Source organism: Idiomarina seosinensis (genome assembly GCF_044797955.1).
Taxonomy (GTDB): domain Bacteria; phylum Pseudomonadota; class Gammaproteobacteria; order Enterobacterales; family Alteromonadaceae; genus Idiomarina; species Idiomarina seosinensis_A.
The window spans coordinates 77,070-93,940 of the sequence record NZ_CP085211.1 but is presented as its reverse complement, the minus strand read 5'-3'; the positions used below and the strand labels follow the sequence as shown (position 1 = coordinate 93,940).

16 protein-coding genes are annotated in these 16,871 nt (G+C 48.5%); 8 read left to right on the top strand and 8 right to left on the bottom strand.

The genetic code is table 11. From position 1 onward, the window contains the following. Positions 1 to 54: 54 nt before the first annotated feature. Positions 55 to 1,158: an alanine racemase gene (alr, locus tag LG288_RS00445; protein WP_404400947.1), complete on the bottom strand. Its 1,104-nt coding sequence runs from the start codon at positions 1,156 to 1,158 to the stop codon at positions 55 to 57. 149 nt (positions 1,159 to 1,307) lie between these two features. Between alr and LG288_RS00440 the strand changes: the two genes are divergently transcribed. From LG288_RS00440 to LG288_RS00430, 3 genes are read left to right on the top strand one after another with little or no spacing between them, the layout of a single operon-like run. Beyond that, positions 1,308 to 3,347, top strand: coding sequence for a S9 family peptidase (locus LG288_RS00440; RefSeq protein ID WP_404400945.1), 2,040 nt, complete (start codon positions 1,308 to 1,310; stop codon positions 3,345 to 3,347). Beyond that, positions 3,347 to 4,171, top strand: a complete 825-nt coding sequence (locus LG288_RS00435; RefSeq protein ID WP_404400943.1) for a prephenate dehydratase — start codon at positions 3,347 to 3,349, stop codon at positions 4,169 to 4,171. Before LG288_RS00440 ends, LG288_RS00435 begins: the two co-directional genes overlap by 1 nt. Before the next feature lie 19 nt (positions 4,172 to 4,190). Further along, positions 4,191 to 4,847 (top strand): alpha/beta hydrolase, encoded by a 657-nt coding sequence (locus tag LG288_RS00430; RefSeq protein WP_404400941.1) that lies wholly within the window; start codon positions 4,191 to 4,193, stop codon positions 4,845 to 4,847. 10 nt (positions 4,848 to 4,857) lie between these two features. Here LG288_RS00430 and LG288_RS00425 read toward each other — a convergent pair whose 3' ends face one another. Then, positions 4,858 to 5,952, bottom strand: a complete 1,095-nt coding sequence (locus tag LG288_RS00425) for an ATP-grasp domain-containing protein (RefSeq protein WP_404400939.1) — start codon at positions 5,950 to 5,952, stop codon at positions 4,858 to 4,860. Continuing rightward, complete coding sequence (purE, locus tag LG288_RS00420) at positions 5,949 to 6,440, bottom strand: 5-(carboxyamino)imidazole ribonucleotide mutase (protein ID WP_404400937.1); 492 nt, start codon at positions 6,438 to 6,440, stop codon at positions 5,949 to 5,951. Before purE ends, LG288_RS00425 begins: the two co-directional genes overlap by 4 nt. A 147-nt stretch (positions 6,441 to 6,587) precedes the next feature. On the opposite strand from purE, the gene LG288_RS00415 reads away from it, so the two are divergent. From LG288_RS00415 to LG288_RS00405, 3 genes are all read left to right on the top strand, one after another. Then, positions 6,588 to 7,133 carry a hydrolase gene (locus LG288_RS00415; RefSeq protein WP_404400935.1) on the top strand — a complete coding sequence of 182 codons (546 nt, stop codon included), beginning with the start codon at positions 6,588 to 6,590 and terminating at the stop codon, positions 7,131 to 7,133. A 183-nt stretch (positions 7,134 to 7,316) separates the two neighbouring features. Further along, positions 7,317 to 7,523 carry a cold-shock protein gene (locus tag LG288_RS00410; RefSeq protein ID WP_011233297.1) on the top strand — a complete coding sequence of 69 codons (207 nt, stop codon included), beginning with the start codon at positions 7,317 to 7,319 and terminating at the stop codon, positions 7,521 to 7,523. Positions 7,524 to 7,676: 153 nt separating this feature from the next. Next, on the top strand, positions 7,677 to 9,248 hold the full coding sequence (locus tag LG288_RS00405) for a PAS domain-containing methyl-accepting chemotaxis protein (protein ID WP_404400933.1): 1,572 nt from the start codon (positions 7,677 to 7,679) through the stop codon (positions 9,246 to 9,248). On the opposite strand, the gene cysE is transcribed toward LG288_RS00405, so the two are convergent. From cysE to LG288_RS00385, 4 genes are all read right to left on the bottom strand, one after another. Then, a complete protein-coding gene (gene cysE / locus LG288_RS00400) occupies positions 9,232 to 10,044 on the bottom strand; it encodes a serine O-acetyltransferase (protein ID WP_404400931.1) in 813 nt (270 codons plus the stop codon). The genes LG288_RS00405 and cysE overlap by 17 nt on opposite strands. A gap of 15 nt (positions 10,045 to 10,059) precedes the next feature. After that, a complete protein-coding gene (locus tag LG288_RS00395; protein WP_404400929.1) occupies positions 10,060 to 10,509 on the bottom strand; it encodes a DUF2489 domain-containing protein in 450 nt (149 codons plus the stop codon). Next, the gene (gene yihI, locus LG288_RS00390) at positions 10,509 to 10,949 is read right to left on the bottom strand and encodes a Der GTPase-activating protein YihI (RefSeq protein ID WP_404400927.1); all 441 of its coding nucleotides are present in this window, start codon (positions 10,947 to 10,949) and stop codon (positions 10,509 to 10,511) included. Before yihI ends, LG288_RS00395 begins: the two co-directional genes overlap by 1 nt. A gap of 539 nt (positions 10,950 to 11,488) precedes the next feature. Next, positions 11,489 to 12,115, bottom strand: coding sequence for a c-type cytochrome (locus LG288_RS00385; RefSeq protein ID WP_404400925.1), 627 nt, complete (start codon positions 12,113 to 12,115; stop codon positions 11,489 to 11,491). A 199-nt stretch (positions 12,116 to 12,314) separates the two neighbouring features. On the opposite strand from LG288_RS00385, the gene yihA reads away from it, so the two are divergent. Further along, on the top strand, positions 12,315 to 12,938 hold the full coding sequence (yihA, locus tag LG288_RS00380; protein WP_404400923.1) for a ribosome biogenesis GTP-binding protein YihA/YsxC: 624 nt from the start codon (positions 12,315 to 12,317) through the stop codon (positions 12,936 to 12,938). Beyond that, a complete protein-coding gene (locus LG288_RS00375; protein WP_404400921.1) occupies positions 12,919 to 13,872 on the top strand; it encodes a DMT family transporter in 954 nt (317 codons plus the stop codon). Before yihA ends, LG288_RS00375 begins: the two co-directional genes overlap by 20 nt. A gap of 97 nt (positions 13,873 to 13,969) precedes the next feature. Here LG288_RS00375 and polA read toward each other — a convergent pair whose 3' ends face one another. Next, positions 13,970 to 16,741, bottom strand: a complete 2,772-nt coding sequence (gene polA / locus LG288_RS00370) for a DNA polymerase I (protein WP_404400919.1) — start codon at positions 16,739 to 16,741, stop codon at positions 13,970 to 13,972. Positions 16,742 to 16,871: the final 130 nt, after the last annotated feature.

The window sequence follows — 16,871 nt, the reverse complement described above, 5'->3', positions numbered from 1 at the left end:
CCTCTTTGGGCCAGGTCGTTAAAGTGTCTGTCACTGGACAAAAATTAGCAACTGTTAGTTCTGGGTCACGACAACCCGGGGTACCCGCACACTGGTCGCTGTCAGCAAGTGCCAGGATATCGTATCTGCCTGCCGTGCCACCTCGCGTACATCAATGTGTTGTCCCCACAATTCGACATCGTCGCCGGGTGTTACGTCACTGATATGCCCAACATCGATGGTAATCATATCCATGGAGACCCGGCCGATTAACGGCGCCTGCTGACCGCGAATAAAGGTTGGAGTGCCATTTTTACACTGCCGGGGATAACCGTCTGCATAGCCAATTGCTACCGTCGCGATACGAGTGGCTCTGGTCGCCACCCAACTACTGCCGTAACCTACAGCATCACCCTTTTTTAATTCATTAACGGCTATCACCGGCGCTTTTAAACTCATCACCGGCGTTAACTCCTTTTGGATGTCACTAACCGATGACGGATTAACGCCATACAGCAATAACCCGGCGCGGACCCAATCGGTGACCGCCAGGTCTCCCTGTAATTGAGGGCTTAATACGGCGGCCGAGTTATGCAAAGAGTAGGAGTAATCCGGGTATTTTTCTTTTAGTGCCTGAAATTGCTGCAACTGTACCTGATTTAATACCGCCAGACTGTCCGCGTTAGCCAAATGGGACATTAAAGTGATTTGACCGACATTACGACACTGTTCTAAGCGCTTAATGCACTCATCCGCAGCGCTAAGCGGTATGCCCAACCGATGCATGCCGGTATTAACTTTCAACCAGATATCCACCGGACTGTCCAGTTCGGCAAGCTCTAACGCTTTTAGCTGTTCATAACTGTGTACTACGGTTCTGAAGCCTTCAGCTCCGCACAGCTGCAGCTCGGCGATACTCTGACAGCCTTCGAGGATCAGAATGGGAGGCCGGCAGTTTGGGTGTGCCTCTTTTAGTGCTATCGCCTCGTCGGTAAAGCCGACAGCAAAACCGTCGATACTGTCCGCGATGGTTGCGCAAACAGGTCCGACACCGTGCCCGTATGCATCGGCCTTTACCACAGCCAGCAACGATGCCGGCCCTATCTGGCGGCGTAGCCAGTTCGTATTTGAGCGCAGTGCAGCAGTATTAATTTCAGCGCGGGTTTTCCGGTAATTCATAGGCGTTGTCGCATTGTCCGTATTACGTCGAGTTTACCGCATTTTTTCGCAAGTTTAACGGAAGTCTTTGCACTTCGGCACCGGCTTAAGTAACGTTAAGCCGTGACTTACAAATTACAAAAATAAACAACAACACTAAGGATTCGGTTATGTGGTTAAGAGCATCCGCACTGGCATTAAGCCTGAGCACCATAATAGCAGCACCACCGACACTGGCAGAAACATTCAAAGCTGAGGATATTTTCCAGCTGGAACATGCCAACCAGGTCACCATCTCGCCAGATGGACAGTATATTGCCTATATCCGCAATAGCTTCGACGACATGAGCGACTCAACCCGTCGATCATTATGGCTGGTTGAAACTGAAACCGGCAAGGCCCTGCCAATTTTTGACGATGGCCACAGCTATGGCAGTTTAAGCTGGTCAAACGACAGTAAACGCCTGGCGTTTACTTCTAACCGCAATGACAAAAACCAAATACATGTGTACTGGATAAATGAAAAACAGGTCGCCAAAGTCACTAACGTACACCGTTCACCTTCCAGTTTAAGCTGGTCTCATGACGACTCGCACATTGCGTTTATGATGTCGGTTAAAGCGCCAAAAACGGACTTTGCCAAATCCGTAAAAATGCCGGCTAAGCCCAGTGGCGCCAGCTGGTCAGAAAATCCAATTATTGTTGAAGAAGCTTATTACCAAAGAGACGGCCGCGGCGTGATTGAGCCTGCGCATAACCAGGTTTTTGTGGTTCCTGCCCTCGGTGGCTCGGCCCGTCAGTTAACCGATGGCGATTACAGCCACCGGGGCCCGTTAAGCTGGAGTTCTGATAATCAGCACATCGTTTTTTCCGGCAACCGCGATTCAGACTGGGCTTATCAAATTAACGAGAGCGACCTGTTTGCCGTCGCGCTGGCTGACAAAGCAGTTACTCAGGTTACCGACCTACCGGGCGAAGAGCACTCAGCTCGGTTTTCTCCGGACGGTGAACACTTAGTTTACCTGCACAGCAATAATGAGCCGGTTCCTTACCATAAAAACGAGCTCTGGGTTATGGACTGGCAAGAACGCGACAGTAACGAGCTGCAGAGCCAGCTAGACCGTTCATTCAGTAACCCTCAATGGAATGGTGATGATCGCATTGCAGTGCAGTTTACTGATCGTGGTAAAACCGTGGTTTCAACCGTTTCATTAGATGATGAGATGATGCGCCGTGCCGACGATGTCGGTGGCACTTATGTTAGCCGCCCGTACACCATGGGTTCATTCAGCGCCGCCTTAGATGGCTCTATTGCCTATACCCGCGGCACTCCGCACCGCCCTGCTGATGTGGGTTATCAAAGTTATGGCGAAGAGTCGCGTTCGCTGACACGCCTTAACGAAGACCTGCTTGCCCACCGTGAGCTTGGCGAAGTCCATGAAATTGAATTTGAGTCTCGTTACGATGGCGAGCCCATTCAAGGCTGGTACATTACTCCGCCGAATTTTGACGACAGCAAAGACTACCCTCTGCTGCTGGAAATTCACGGCGGCCCGCACCTTTCTTATGGGCCGCACTTTGCTGCAGAGCATCAACGCTATGCGGCAGAAGGTTACGTAGTGCTTTATGTTAACCACCGGGGCAGTACATCTTACGGCAAAGATTTTGCCATGCTGCTGGATGGCAATTATTCCTCACCCTATGACTTTGCTGACCACATGAGTGGTATCGATGCCCTTATCGACAAAGGCTTTATTGATTCGAACAACTTGTTTATCGCCGGCGGTTCTGCCGGAGGTATTGCAACCGCTTATGCTGTCGGTATGACCGACCGCTTTAATGCTGCAGCAGCGACTAATCCGGTTATCAACTGGGTCAGTAAAGTGCTGACTGCTGACAGCTCAATGGGGCAGATTCATAACCAGTTTCCGGGTATGCCGTGGGAAGAGCTGGACCATTACTGGGAACGTTCACCCCTCTCGCTGGTGGGTAACGTAACAACTCCGGTAATGCTATTTACCGGGGAAAAGGATCGTCGTACGCCAATTTCTGAAACAGAGCAGTTCTATCAGGCCCTTAAGCTTCAGAAAGTTGATACAGCAATGGTTCGGGTACCTGGCGCTTATCATGGAGTCACCGCACGGCCTTCAAATATGATTGCAAAAATTGAACACGCCCTGGCCTGGTTCGATCAGTACAAAAAAGACTAATGCAAATCAGTGAGTCTTCGCTGGTTACGTTAGGGCCTGCCGGCACGTTCTCAGAACTTGCTGCGCAGGCCCTGATAAAACAGCAGTCACTTAGGCTGGCAACAACATTACAGGACTCTGTCGCCAGTGTCGTCGAAGCCATTAGCCCGACACAACTGGGTTTGTTACCAATAGAGAACTTAACAGAAGGCTTTGTTTCGCCGGTGGTTGATGCACTGGTCGTTCGGCCGCTGACGATCTTAGCGGAAATAAAGCTGCCAATTGCCTTTAAGTTACTGGCGAACGATACGCAGCCGCAAAGTGTCTGGGCGCAGTTCGTGGCCGCTGGCCAATGCCGTGCGGCCTTAACTCGGCTGTCCCTGCCGATCATTCACACCAGCAGCAATGGCGAATCAATGCAGCAGCTCGTTAATGCAGATAAACCTGCCGCGGCATTGGTGCCTGCTCACATTAAATGTCCTGCCAATTTTTATCACTTGTCGGATAAGGCCGCTGATACTGAACACAACGAAACGCGCTTTGTGTTACTCTCAGCAAATTCATCAGCCGTGGAATTCGATCCCCAGCAGCGATGGAAAAGTAGTGTGTTGTTAATCGACGATAATGACCACCCGGGCCTGTTAGTAGACAGCCTGTCTGTTTTTGCGCGTCGCGGAATTAACTTAACTTCGATTGTCTCGCGGCCCACGGGCGGTGGCTTTGGCCAGTACCATTTTTATATTGATTTTGACGGTCATAGGCAACAATCCCACGTTGCTGAAGCGCTGGAGCAACTCGCAAAACTTAATCAGATACGCTGGCTGGGTAGCTACCAGGCTGCATAAATTTTTATAAGGAGAAACTATGGCGCTTGATGTAATAACGCACGAACCGTCAGCCCCCGCTGACGCCGTCATTATTTGGCTGCATGGTTTGGGCGCATCAGGTAATGACTTTGTCCCGATGACCGAGCATTTGCGCTTTGAGAGGGCCAATATACGTTTTTTATTTCCCAATGCTCCCCAACTACCGGTGACCATTAATCAGGGCATGGTTATGCCCGCATGGTATGACATCACTGATATGAGTATTGACCGGACTATCGACAGCGCTCAATTACGACAGTCTGCGGCAGCAGTACATAAACTAATTGATGAGCAGCTGGCCGCCGGTATCAGCAGCCAGCGCATTATTATCGCAGGATTTAGCCAGGGTGGTGCGGTCGGCTACGAGGCGGCGTTAACCTATCCTCAACCACTGGGCGGCTTAATGGCTCATTCTACTTATTTTGCCACTGCGGAGGATATTAAACCCAGCACGGCCAACAGCCAATTGCCGCTGTTGATCCAGCATGGCACTCAGGATCCTGTGGTACCCGAATTATTGGGACAAAAAGCCGCAAAACTTCTGCAGCAACGGGGTTACCCGGTAACTTACCAGACCTACCCGATGCCACATTCGTTGTGTCTGGAGCAAGTGGAGGATATGAAAAAGTGGCTGGGCGATCGCTTCGCTGACTAATTGCCAGCAGCTAACCTTTAGCTACCAACACTTGAAGCTCGTCGCACCATTGGTTGGCGAGCTTTTCTGCCCGCTCAGAGGTATCGACCATAAAATTAACATGGCCAACCTTACGCCCGGCTCTTGCTTGCTTACCATACCAGTGACAATCAGCGGCAGACGCTTCCCACAAAACTTCCGGCAAGCCTTCTATTCCGATCGCATTAATCATCAGCGTTGGTGCAACCAATAGGTCAGGTAACGGTATCCCCGTTATACAGCGGATGTGTAAATTAAATTGATCGCAGCTGGCGCCGCTCATTGTCCAGTGGCCTGAATTGTGTACTCGTGGTGCCACCTCATTGACCAGCAACTGCTGCTCATCTCCCTCACCAACGACAAAAAATTCGATAGCCAGTACACCGACATAGTCAATTTCATCGGTGAGTTTATGGTGATACTGCTGCGCTAGCGCTTCCAGCTGTTCCGAAAACCGGTTAGCGCCGGCAACACTGTAAGTTAATATGCCGTCTTTATGGATATTCAGGGTTAACGGGTAACCGCGCTGCTCGCCGTGATGATCACGGGCAGCTACAACCGACACCTCGTCGGTAAACCCAATCATATCTTCGACAATACCCGGGCGTTGCCCTGCCTCTGCAGCTATTGCGCTAATATCCTTGCCTGGTTGCCAGCGCCATTGGCCCTTACCGTCGTAGCCGCCACGAGCTGATTTAATCACCACGGCTTTGCGGGTGTTTGCCAGAATTTCTTCTAGCTGTTGCGGAGTTTCAAAGGCCTGCCATGGCGAGGTAGGTATACTGAGTTCATCGCAAAGCGCTTTTTGGGTCCGGCGATCCGTTAACTGCGTAAAGCGCTCGGCTTTTAAAAGAAACTTGTCGTGGCACTGAGCAACTAGCTCATCGGGCAAGTGCTCGTGCTCCCAGGTAACGACATCGGCCCATTCTTGGGCCTCTTCAAGTGAAAGTGATAACGCTTGCTCACTACCTAGCGCCATAACTTGCTCTAGCCGGTCGCTGTATAAGATGCATTGGTGGCCCTGCTGGATAACCGCTTTGCCCAGCATTTGGCCTAACTGACCGTTACCCAGTATTAAAATTTTCATTTCGGTAACTCCAGCTCAGCGTTTGCCATAACCTTATCGCGCTGCTGTTGTCGAAAAGCAATCACCTTTTCGCGAATTGTACTGTCAAAGGATCCTATTATTTGCCCAGCAAGCAGGCCTGCATTAGCGGCTCCCGCATCACCGATAGCCAGGGTTCCGACAGCAACCCCTTTAGGCATTTGCACAATCGACAGCAGGCTGTCCATTCCTTTTAATTGTTTACTGGCAACCGGAACACCCAATACCGGGATAGCCGTGTAAGCTGCCAACATTCCCGGTAAATGGGCCGCTCCTCCGGCGCCTGCAATCACCACTTTAACCTGCTCTGCTTCGGCTTGTTCCATGTGGAACTTCAGGAGATCGGGGGTCCGATGTGCGGACGCCACTTTTGCTTCCCAGTCGACACCTAATTGATCAAGCATTAATGCTGCTTTTTGCATGGTTGGCCAGTCGGACTGGGAGCCCATTAAAATAAGAACAGAAGCCATGTGGCACCTTTGCGATTGAGGGGTTTGCAACCGTTTGAAAAGCACAGAATTGTATCCACCGGCGCCTGAAACTGCAAATTTATTGGGCGCTTTTTGGCCATTGGGTTACACTTTAAAAAAACAAGTAACAATAGCTGGATTAAAAAAATGCTGTTATCTGCTAAAGACTCTTTATTACTGATTGTTGATGCACAAGAAAAACTACTGCCCGTAATCCATCACTACGACCAGGTGTCAGCGCGGATTCGCTGGTTAGCTGAAGTTGCACTGCAACTTGAGGTTCCACTACTCATCACCGAACAGTACCCAAAAGGTCTTGGCTACTCCCTGCCAAACTTAAAAGAAGTGGTCGAAGCCGCGGAAGTAATCGAGAAAACACATTTTAGTGCAATGAAAGAAGAAGGCTTTGCCGGGGTACTTGAGCAATATGGAAAACGGCAGATTGTGGTGATTGGTATGGAGGCACACGTTTGTGTTTTACAGACCGCACTTGATATTAAAGCACAAGGCTATGATGTATTTCTGGCAACGGATTGTATTGGTTCACGCCGGCCTGCTGATAAAGATGCGGGTATTGAGCGCATGCGCGATAATGGCGTTAATATCATTACCTCAGAAATGGCTGCGCTGGAGTGGGTAGAAAAATCGGCAACCGAAACATTTCGCCATATTAGCCGGAACTGGTTGAAATAATTTGGTATTTAATTGACAGGGCTATATTAAGGTATATACTGAAAGTCGCTGAGAAAATTTCGGCTATTGATTTGAGATTTGTGTACGAAGTCCTCCTTTTGCTGTACCTCGTTTTGTAAGTCCAAGTAATACCAAAGTTTCTGAGCAATTGACTTTTAACATGCACTACGAGGAAATATCAGCATGTCTACTACTACTGGTAAAGTAAAATTCTTTAACGAAGCTAAAGGCTTTGGTTTCATCGAACAAGAAAACGGCGCAGACGTATTCGTACATTTCAGCGCAATTCAATCAGACGGTTTCAAAACTTTGGCTGAAGGCCAGCAAGTTTCTTTCACCGTAGCTCAAGGTCCTAAAGGTCCTCAAGCTGAAAACGTTGTTCCTATGTAAGCAACGCTTTTAAATAATTCTTAAAAACGGCACACTAATTCGTTAGTGTGCCGTTTTTTTATGTCCAAAGACTTAAATTTAAGTGTCATATAGCCGATACTGTTAGCTACTACAGTATTATTGGAGCAGCGCTTCTAGCTAAGTTAGTTACCTATGAGAGATAACGGTCCAGTTACACAAAAGGAAAAGCAAGTCCCTGCGCACTATCGGTTAGTTTCATCGACTGACCTGAAAGGCGTAATCACTCACTGCAACCAAGACTTTGTCGATGTCAGTGGATACACAGAGGAAGAGCTAATTGGCACCCCCCATAATATCCTGCGACACCCGGATGTTCCTGCCCCCGTGTTTGAGAACATGTGGAAAACAATTAAACGCGGTAAACCATGGATGGGGCTGGTAAAAAACCGCTGTAAGAACGGTGACCACTACTGGGTTAGTGCTTATGTCACGCCGATTATGGAAAACGGTAAACCGAAAGGTTTTGAATCAGTCCGTGTACCGGCAAGTGATGAACGTAAACGTCGGGCAATGGCGATTTATGAGCGCATAAACGATAATAAGAACCCGTTATCCCTGGCCAGTCGACTGGCCTTTACAAGCAAAGATTTAGCGCCTGTCGCCGTGCCCGGGCTGGTCGCCTCGGCAGTCGTGGCCGGTGTATCAGGTGCGGTACCGGCGTTAATTTCCCTTGCCGGTACCCTGGTAGCTGCCGGCTTCTATCATCGCTACGTAGCCAATACTATGCAAAAGCTGTTGGATAGCCGCCCCGAAGCCTTTGATTCTGAATTAGTCGGTATGACTTATTTTAACGCTCATGGCCGCGAAGCTCAGCTTGCTATGGTCCTGCATAGCGAAGCAGCCCGTAATTATACCGCTTTAACCCGCATTAAAGATGCGGTAGGTGGTATTCTCTCTGTGGCCGAGGATACTGAGCATCAGGCTCGCGAAAGCCGCGAGCAAATCAGTCGACAAACGGAAGCGACCACGCAAACAGCTACCGCAATGCATGAAATGTCGAGTGCTATTCAGGAAGTCGCGCAAACGGTTGAGCAGAATGCAGAGCAAGCGGGATCGGCCCGCAAAAACGTTGAGCGAAGCGTTGCTTTAGCCCGCGAAGCCAGTGAAGTTATTGTCCAGTTACACGATGCAGTGGAACAAATTGCAAAAACTGTACAGGCACTGGATGAATCTACCGGCTCCATTGGTGAGGCCGCAGATTTAATTTCTTCTATTGCCGATCAGACTAATTTACTGGCACTGAATGCAGCCATTGAAGCAGCACGGGCCGGTGAGCATGGGCGGGGCTTTTCGGTTGTTGCCGACGAAGTGCGTAGCCTTGCGCAGCGTACTACCCAGTCAACCGACAGCATTCATCAGGTTATTGCTCAGTTAAGAGAGCGTGCCAAAGAAGCCGTCGAGGTTTCCCGGCAAGGCGAGCACGCCGCTTCCGAGGGTGTCACTAAAGTCAGAAAAGCCGATGAGGCACTTAATGAAATTGCCGGAGCGGTTGAGCAAATTGCTGATATGTCTACTCAAATGGCCTCAGCAGTCGAGGAGCAAAGCGGTGTTGCAGAACACATCAGCGAGCAGGTGAGTGAAATTTCAGATATAGCAAATCAGTCGGAAGAGGTGGCTAAAAAGAATGAGGCCTCTAGCCAGGAGCTGGAGAAAACGGTTAAACAACTGTACGAGCTTATCGAGCGCTTTAATCTGAAGAATTAGACTGACTGGACTCGCGTCGCTCTGCGGCGCGGGCTGTTTCTTCAAGAAACTCAACATCCTCAACATCAACCTTGGGTATTTCCCCACACACATCGCCCCCCAGTTTATTAACCGCCTGGCAAAGATCAGCCACTCGCTGATCCAGCAAGTCGACGTGGTCTAACATTCGCCCGATAGAGGTTGCGACCGGATCAGGGTTATCGGCGGCTATCGCATAAGCGTCAAAGCCATAAGCTTTCGCCATCTTTTTCCGTCGCTCTGAGGTCTTTTTATCGACCCCTGACTTGGCTACGCGGGCGGGGATACCCACAACGGTGGTTTTAGCAGGGACATCACGCACGACCACAGCATTTGAACCAATGCGCGCTTCCTCGCCAACGGTCAGTGGGCCTAATACTTTAGCACCAGCCCCAATAACCACATTGTCTTTTAAGGTGGGGTGACGTTTACCTTTATTCCAGGTCGTTCCGCCAAGAGTGACACCGTGATAGAGGGTTACATCATCACCAATTTCAGCGGTTTCGCCAATGACCACACCCATTCCGTGATCAATAAAAAACCGTCGGCCGATTTTCGCACCGGGATGAATCTCAATGCCGGTCAGCCAACGGGCGATGTTGGAGAAAAAGCGGGCAAGCCAGTACCATTTCCATTGCCAAAGTTTGTGCGAAAAGCGATGACACCAAACCGCGTGCAGTCCGGGATAATGAAACAAAACCTCAAACGTATTGCGAGCCGCAGGGTCTCGTGCAAACACACTGTGGATGTCTTCCTTTACTCCTGTAATAAAACCCATACCGGCTGCCTGTAGTTAACTGAATTTTTGCAAAAGTTTTTCAACATCAGCAATTATAGTGTCTTTCATACTACTTTCATAACCCTCGCGTTCTTTGTCCATTTCGCGGATTTTCTTTTTCGGAAATTTCTTGCGATTTTCATGGGTTGGCATGTGTTTTATCTTTTCATACATCTCGTGCATTGCTGGATAGTCACCTGCATAATCGTACTCTACCGAATCCGGCCGATGATCCAGCAAAACAACAATCCGCAGGCAACCCTCGGATAATGGACACTGATCCTGATGCATAGCTTTAGCAATAGTAACTATGCTCTCATCAATTCGGTCGATGCGTTTCTGTACCGCGTCACGACGCAGTTGGTTCTGCTTTTTAAGCCGGCGTAATAATTTATTGGCGTACAGAGCTAAGGCTATGATAATCAAGACACCGATGGTAATTACCAGTAACGTTATAATGGACATTAAAACTCCTCTTCATCCCAGTCGTCGTCTAGTTCAATACCCAATTGTTCCGCTAATTGTTCATAACGCTCTGACTTTTTATCCAGGTAGGCCTGCTCAGTCGTTGATAACTCATCGCCTTGTTCAAAACGTTCGAGTAACAGCTGTAGCTGCTCGTCCTGTTCCAGCAGCTTTAGCTCGTCTGCCGGGGATAACTCCGATGTCTGATTTACCGGACTGCTTATCAGAGTGACTTTTCGGCGGCTGCCTTTACGCGGGTCGTCGGTTGCTTTTTCAGGATTTTCTGTGACTTTGACATGAGCCTGAGAATGGCGCAGGCCCGGCTTATGCCCCTTGCCTTTCCTTTTGCCTTGAGGAGTATTGTTTGCGCTATCACTATCACGTGGTTTTTGAGTCGGAGCCAGGGGGCCCGGCTTTCTGGATTTTTTTCGGCGAGTCATGCTCATTCCTTATTAAGGGTAATAAGGGTATTGTAACGCATTGAGGGGATAAAAAGAAAAAAGGCGATGTTTCCATCGCCTGTCTTTCTCATATAATGCAGCGCACTGCGCTATGAGAATGGTTGTCACTGCTTCCGAGTTGTTATTGCGATCTTCCGTAACCTATTTATTATTATTGTTGTTATATCGGGCGTAATTGCGCAAAGCACATACCCCTGGATTATCGAGTTATTTTTGTTGTTGTTACGATAATCAATGCGACGTATTGTTATTTTTTTGTGTCGCTTTTTGTCGTTTTTCTAAAACGATCTTGTTATTTTTTGCCTTCGCTAGATTAGCTTATAAAACTAAGTGCCCTCGAAGACGTTGTTAAGACTACCCTAATGGTATTTTTAAGCAACAATTTTATTGCTCTAAAAAAAGATTTTTTTATTACTTTTTGTTGTAAAGCCTTCAAAACTATTCTTTTTGTTATAATTCCTTACACAAAAAAAGCGACCCTGAGGCCGCTCTTCACATTTTCTTTCATAACAATCGAATTAATAAAGCCCGTGCAGGTATTTTGACAACAGCTCGATTTCTTCATCGGTCATTTTTTCCGCAACGCCTCTCATCATGCCGTTGGGGTCATTAGCACGCTCGCCGCTGCGAAACATTTTAAGTTGAGACTCGGTGTAGGCCGGGTATTGCCCTGAAATATCCGGAAATGCAGCCAGGCCCATACCGGCACCGCTTGGGCCGTGACAGGCAGCGCATGCCGGAACGTTAGTTTCCGGGTTACCGCGGCGGTAAAAATCTTCACCTTTGGCGATTAAATCTTCTGCTGTTTCGCCTTTCGGCTCGTCTAAAGACGCATAAAACGCCGCCAGATCAGCCATATCCTGCTTTGATAAGTTAGCAACCTGACCCATCATAATAGCGTTATTACGGCCTTCTTCACCGCCAGTTTCAGCAGAGGTCTTAAAATCCATCAACTGCTTGTACAAATACTTTTCGTGCTGTCCCGCCAGGTGCGGATACATGTCGGTAGGTGACACACCCTGAGGGCCATGGCATGCGGCGCAAACCTGTGACTTACCCTTGCCGGCTTCAGGATCACCTTGCTGTGCTAGTGCCACACCGGTTGATCCCAGAAATAATCCCAAAATTATCGCGAATTTTTTCATATTTGCTTCTCTTGTATCTCTGGTGGCGAGCGTCGCCAACATACATCGCTGGTTACAGACCACTATTTTACACAAAACTCATGGGGATTAAACGATTAAAACGCATTCAATAAGGATTTGATCATTGGCTGATAGCTCGAATTCCTTCATAATGGTCATGAAGTTCCCCTTTTTTCATCAATAGAGCGAAACACGCACCGTGCCGGATAATAAACTCATTAACTATCAGACTGCCAAATTTATTACCAGTGCGCCAAATATCACTAAACTGCCGCCCGATGAAGGCATTGAAATTGCCTTTGCTGGTCGTTCAAATGCCGGCAAGTCAAGCGCTCTTAATACCCTTACCCGACAGCGAGCGCTGGCCCGTACCAGTAAAACGCCGGGGCGTACCCAATTGATCAACGTGTTTGAGCTGGATACGGGTGAACGTCTTATTGATCTTCCCGGTTATGGTTTTGCTAAAGTGCCGCTGGAAGTCAAAGAAAAATGGCAGCGCTCGTTATCCGAATATTTGCAAAAACGTGACTCGCTAAAGGGCCTGGTTATTTTAATGGATATTCGTCACCCGTTTAAAGAAACCGACCAGGAGCTGATTTACTGGGCGGTTAGTTGCGACTTACCCGTGCTGGCCCTTCTCACTAAGGCTGATAAATTAAAGCAGGGAGCCAGAAAGAATATGGTTCTGCAAGCCCAGCAAGCTGCTATTGCTTTTAACGGTGATGTGCAGGTTGAAGCATTTTCTTCTCTCAAACGCATTGGCGTTGATAAAGTTGAGCACAAATTAAATAGCTGGTTTGGTTATGCACCAGACGCCCAGTAAGGCTCCGCTTCAGGCTTGGTTTTTACTGGGACTGTTAGCGCTAATCTGGGGCAGCTCTTTTTTACTGATAAAAAAGGGCTTAATCGCCTTTGGTGCAATGGAGGTTGGTGCCCTACGTATTGCCTCAGCCGGGATTGTATTAGCGCCTCTGATCGCCAGACGGCTACGTCATATTACTAAAAAACACTGGGCTAAATTAGCAAGTGTTGGCCTGGTCGGTAGCCTAATCCCGGCTTTTATGTTCTCTATTGCACAAACCCAACTTGAAAGCGGTATTACCGGTGTGCTTAACGCGCTTACCCCGATATCTACCTTAGTTATTGGCGTTCTGTTTTTTCATCAGCAAGCTCGCGTAGCTCAGGTAGTTGGTGTTTTAATTGGCCTGTTTGGTACAGTATTACTGATGACCGCCGGCTCTGGTGGTGGCTGGACATTTAATTCCTATGCCTTGCTAGTGCTAATCGCCACCATTTGCTATGGCATTAATTTAAATCTCATCAAGCACAAAATCTCTGATTTAAGGCCATTGACGATAACCGGTATTTCTTTGCTTATGGCAAGCATTCCAGCCACTTTGTTTCTGTTTTTTGCCACTGACTTTGTAGTACAGGTTCAGCAGCCGGACGCTCTGCTATCTCTGCTCGCGGTTTTGATTTTAGGTGTCGTCGGAACGGCAGGAGCACTGATTATTTTTAATCACCTGGTGCAAATGACAAACACAGTGTTTACCAGTTCGGTTACTTACCTGATTCCAATCGTCGCGATGCTGCTGGGAATTTTGGATGGAGAGGACTTTTGGCTTCAGCACGCCGTGGGTATGACGGCGATTTTGGTCGGCGTCTGGTTTGCTAACCGTCGCGGCCGCAGTGGTCTTGCTGGTATCCCCAGGCGCAAAGAAAAAAGCCCGGCTAATCAGCCGGGCGAAAACTCTTAATCCAGGGAGAACAAATTTCGAGGGCAATGACCAATTCACCACTTGCCCTCACTTATTACGACTGAGGGCTGTGAAAAAAGTTCAGCTTTTTTTTTACTTAATGTGCCTGGTCCCAGTTATCTCCCACGCCGGCCTCTGCTATCAATGGCACATCAAGGGATGCAGCGCGCTCCATAACCTCGGTGAGCGCCACAATGTAGTCATCGGCTTTTGCTTCGCTAATCTCAAAAACCAGCTCGTCGTGCACCTGCATCAGCATACGGACGTCTTGCTGACATTGGTTTTCTGCTATCCATTGATCTACTAAAATCATCGCGCGTTTAATAATATCAGCGGCGGTACCCTGCATTGGCGCATTAATAGCTGCGCGCTCGGCAGCCTTACGTCTGGCGCCGTTAGACGCTTTAATATCGGGTAATGGCAGACGGCGCCCAAACAAGGTTTTTACATAACCCTGTTGCTTAGCCTGCTCTCTGGTCTGCTCCATATAATTGAGCACCCCGGGAAACCGTTCAAAATACTTATCCATATAGTGCTGTGCTTCATGCCGTGGAATGTCCAGCTGGCGAGCCAGACCAAAAGCCGACATGCCATATATCAGACCAAAATTAACCGCTTTAGCCCGTCGCCGTTGCTCTCCTGACACCTCATCCAGACTACATGAAAAGACTTCGGCAGCAGTTGCCTGGTGGATATCCTTGCCTTCGGCAAAGGCTTTTAACAGCGCTTTATCCTGAGATAAATGCGCCATAATTCGTAACTCAATCTGGCTATAGTCAATGGCTACCATTTTATAGCCGGCCTGCGGTACAAACGCTTGCCGGACACGGCGCCCCTGCTCTGTGCGGATAGGAATATTTTGTAAGTTAGGATCCGTTGACGATAAGCGCCCGGTCGCGGCTACTGCCTGTTGATATGAGGTATGAACGCGGCCTGTTGCCGGATTAATCATCTTCGGCAATTTATCGGTGTAGGTTGATTTCAGTTTTGACAAACTGCGGTGCTTCAAAATGACGTCCGGTAAAGGGTAGTCGTGCGCCAGTTCATGCAAAACATCTTCCGCTGTAGAGGGAGCGCCTTTGGGGGTTTTTTTAATAATCGGTAATTGCAGCTTTTCGAATAAAATCTGCTGCAACTGCTTTGGCGAGCCTAAATTAAATTCCTGCGCTGCTATTACGAAGGCTTCTTTTTCGTACTCAGCCAGCAATTTACTGATTTCCTGGCTTTGCTGGGCCAGCATACCCGCATCAATCTTAACCCCATATTGCTCCATATCCGTTAATACCGGTACCAGTGGAACCTCGATGTCAGTTAAAACAGCCAGCAAATCCGTATCTGTTTGCTCCAGTTGCTGCCATAAAATGTTATGCAGGCGTAACGTCACGTCTGCGTCTTCTGCCGCATAAGGAGCAGCTTGCTCCAGCGCGATCTGGTTAAAGGTCAGTTGTTTGGCCCCTTTACCGGCAATTTCTTCGAACTTGATCGGCTTATGATTAAGGTATTGCAGACTTAACGTATCCATGTCGTGGCGCGAAGCAACGCTGTTGAAAACATAAGATGCCAGCATGGTATCGCTTTTTATGCCCGCCAGGCGGATATCGTAACGGCGTAAAATATGAGCGTCGTACTTTAAATTCTGTCCAACTTTAGCCGGTTTTTCGGCTTCCAGTAGTGGTTTTAGTTGCTCGAGTAACCAGCTACGGCTAACTTGTGCCGGAGCTTCCATGTAATCATGGGCAACGGGTATATAAACACCTTCGCCCTCCTCAGCCGATAAAGATACCCCTACCAACTCGGCATTCATATAATTCAGGCTAGTGGTTTCTGTATCGAATGCAAAACACTCGGCGGTGGCTATTTGAGTCAGGTAGCTTGTTACCTCGGCTTCTGTCAGTAAGGTTTTATAACCATCGCGGGTGATTTGTGTCTGCGGAGCATCATTTTGCGATTGCTCGACACCCAAAGCCTGATCGGTTGCAGCCCCTTTTTCTAAAAGTTCGCCTAGCCAACGGCGGAATTCACACTGCCCATACAGCTCTGCCAGCCGGTCGCTGTCGGCGGGAGCTATGGTTAACTGCTGCGGCGAAAAATCAAGTTCGACGTCGCACTTAATGGTCGCCAACCGGCGCGATAGCAGCAGCTGATCTTTATAATCCTGTAATTTTTGCGGCATGGTCTTGGCGCCACGAAAGCCTAGTCCACTCACCGCTTCCAAATCCTGGTAGATTGCATCGATGGACTCAATACCCTGCAGTAATGCCTGCGCGGTTTTTTCACCAACTTTGGGTAAACCCGGAATGTTATCTGAGCTATCCCCCATTAAGGCAAGGTAATCAATAATTTGGGCCGGGCTCACTCCAAACTTATTTTTTACCCCGTCAACATCAAGCAAAGTGTCGGTCATGGTATTAATCAGCATGACATGCTCATTAACCAGCTGTGCCATGTCTTTATCGCCGGTGCTAATCAGTGTAAAACGGCCTTCATCGCCCGCTTCTTTAGCCAGGGTGCCAATTACATCGTCTGCTTCGACACCATCGATACATAACAAAGGCAGTCCCATGGCTTTAATGATCTGATGCAGGGGCTCTATCTGCTGTCGCAAGTCATCAGGCATCGGCGGCCGGTTGGCTTTGTATTCATCGTATAAATCATTCCGAAAGGTCTTGCCCTTGGCGTCAAAAATCACTGCCATATTTTCTGGCTTATAACGCTTTAGTAGGCTTCGTAGCATATTGACCACGCCGTAAATGGCTCCGGTGGGCTCTCCTTTAGAGTTGGTCAGGTGCGGTGGAGCATGAAAAGCGCGAAATAAATAAGATGATCCGTCAACAAGTACAAAAGGATTTTCGGGAACAGATTGGGTCATGGGTATGGCCTCTGAGCGATTTGTCAGCAATAAGCGAGAGCATGCCACAGCTGGCTAAGCAACGCTAGCAACTGCCTGTTTAATTGCTGTGGATAAGTCTGTTAACAACTAGCTACTCCACAATGAAAAT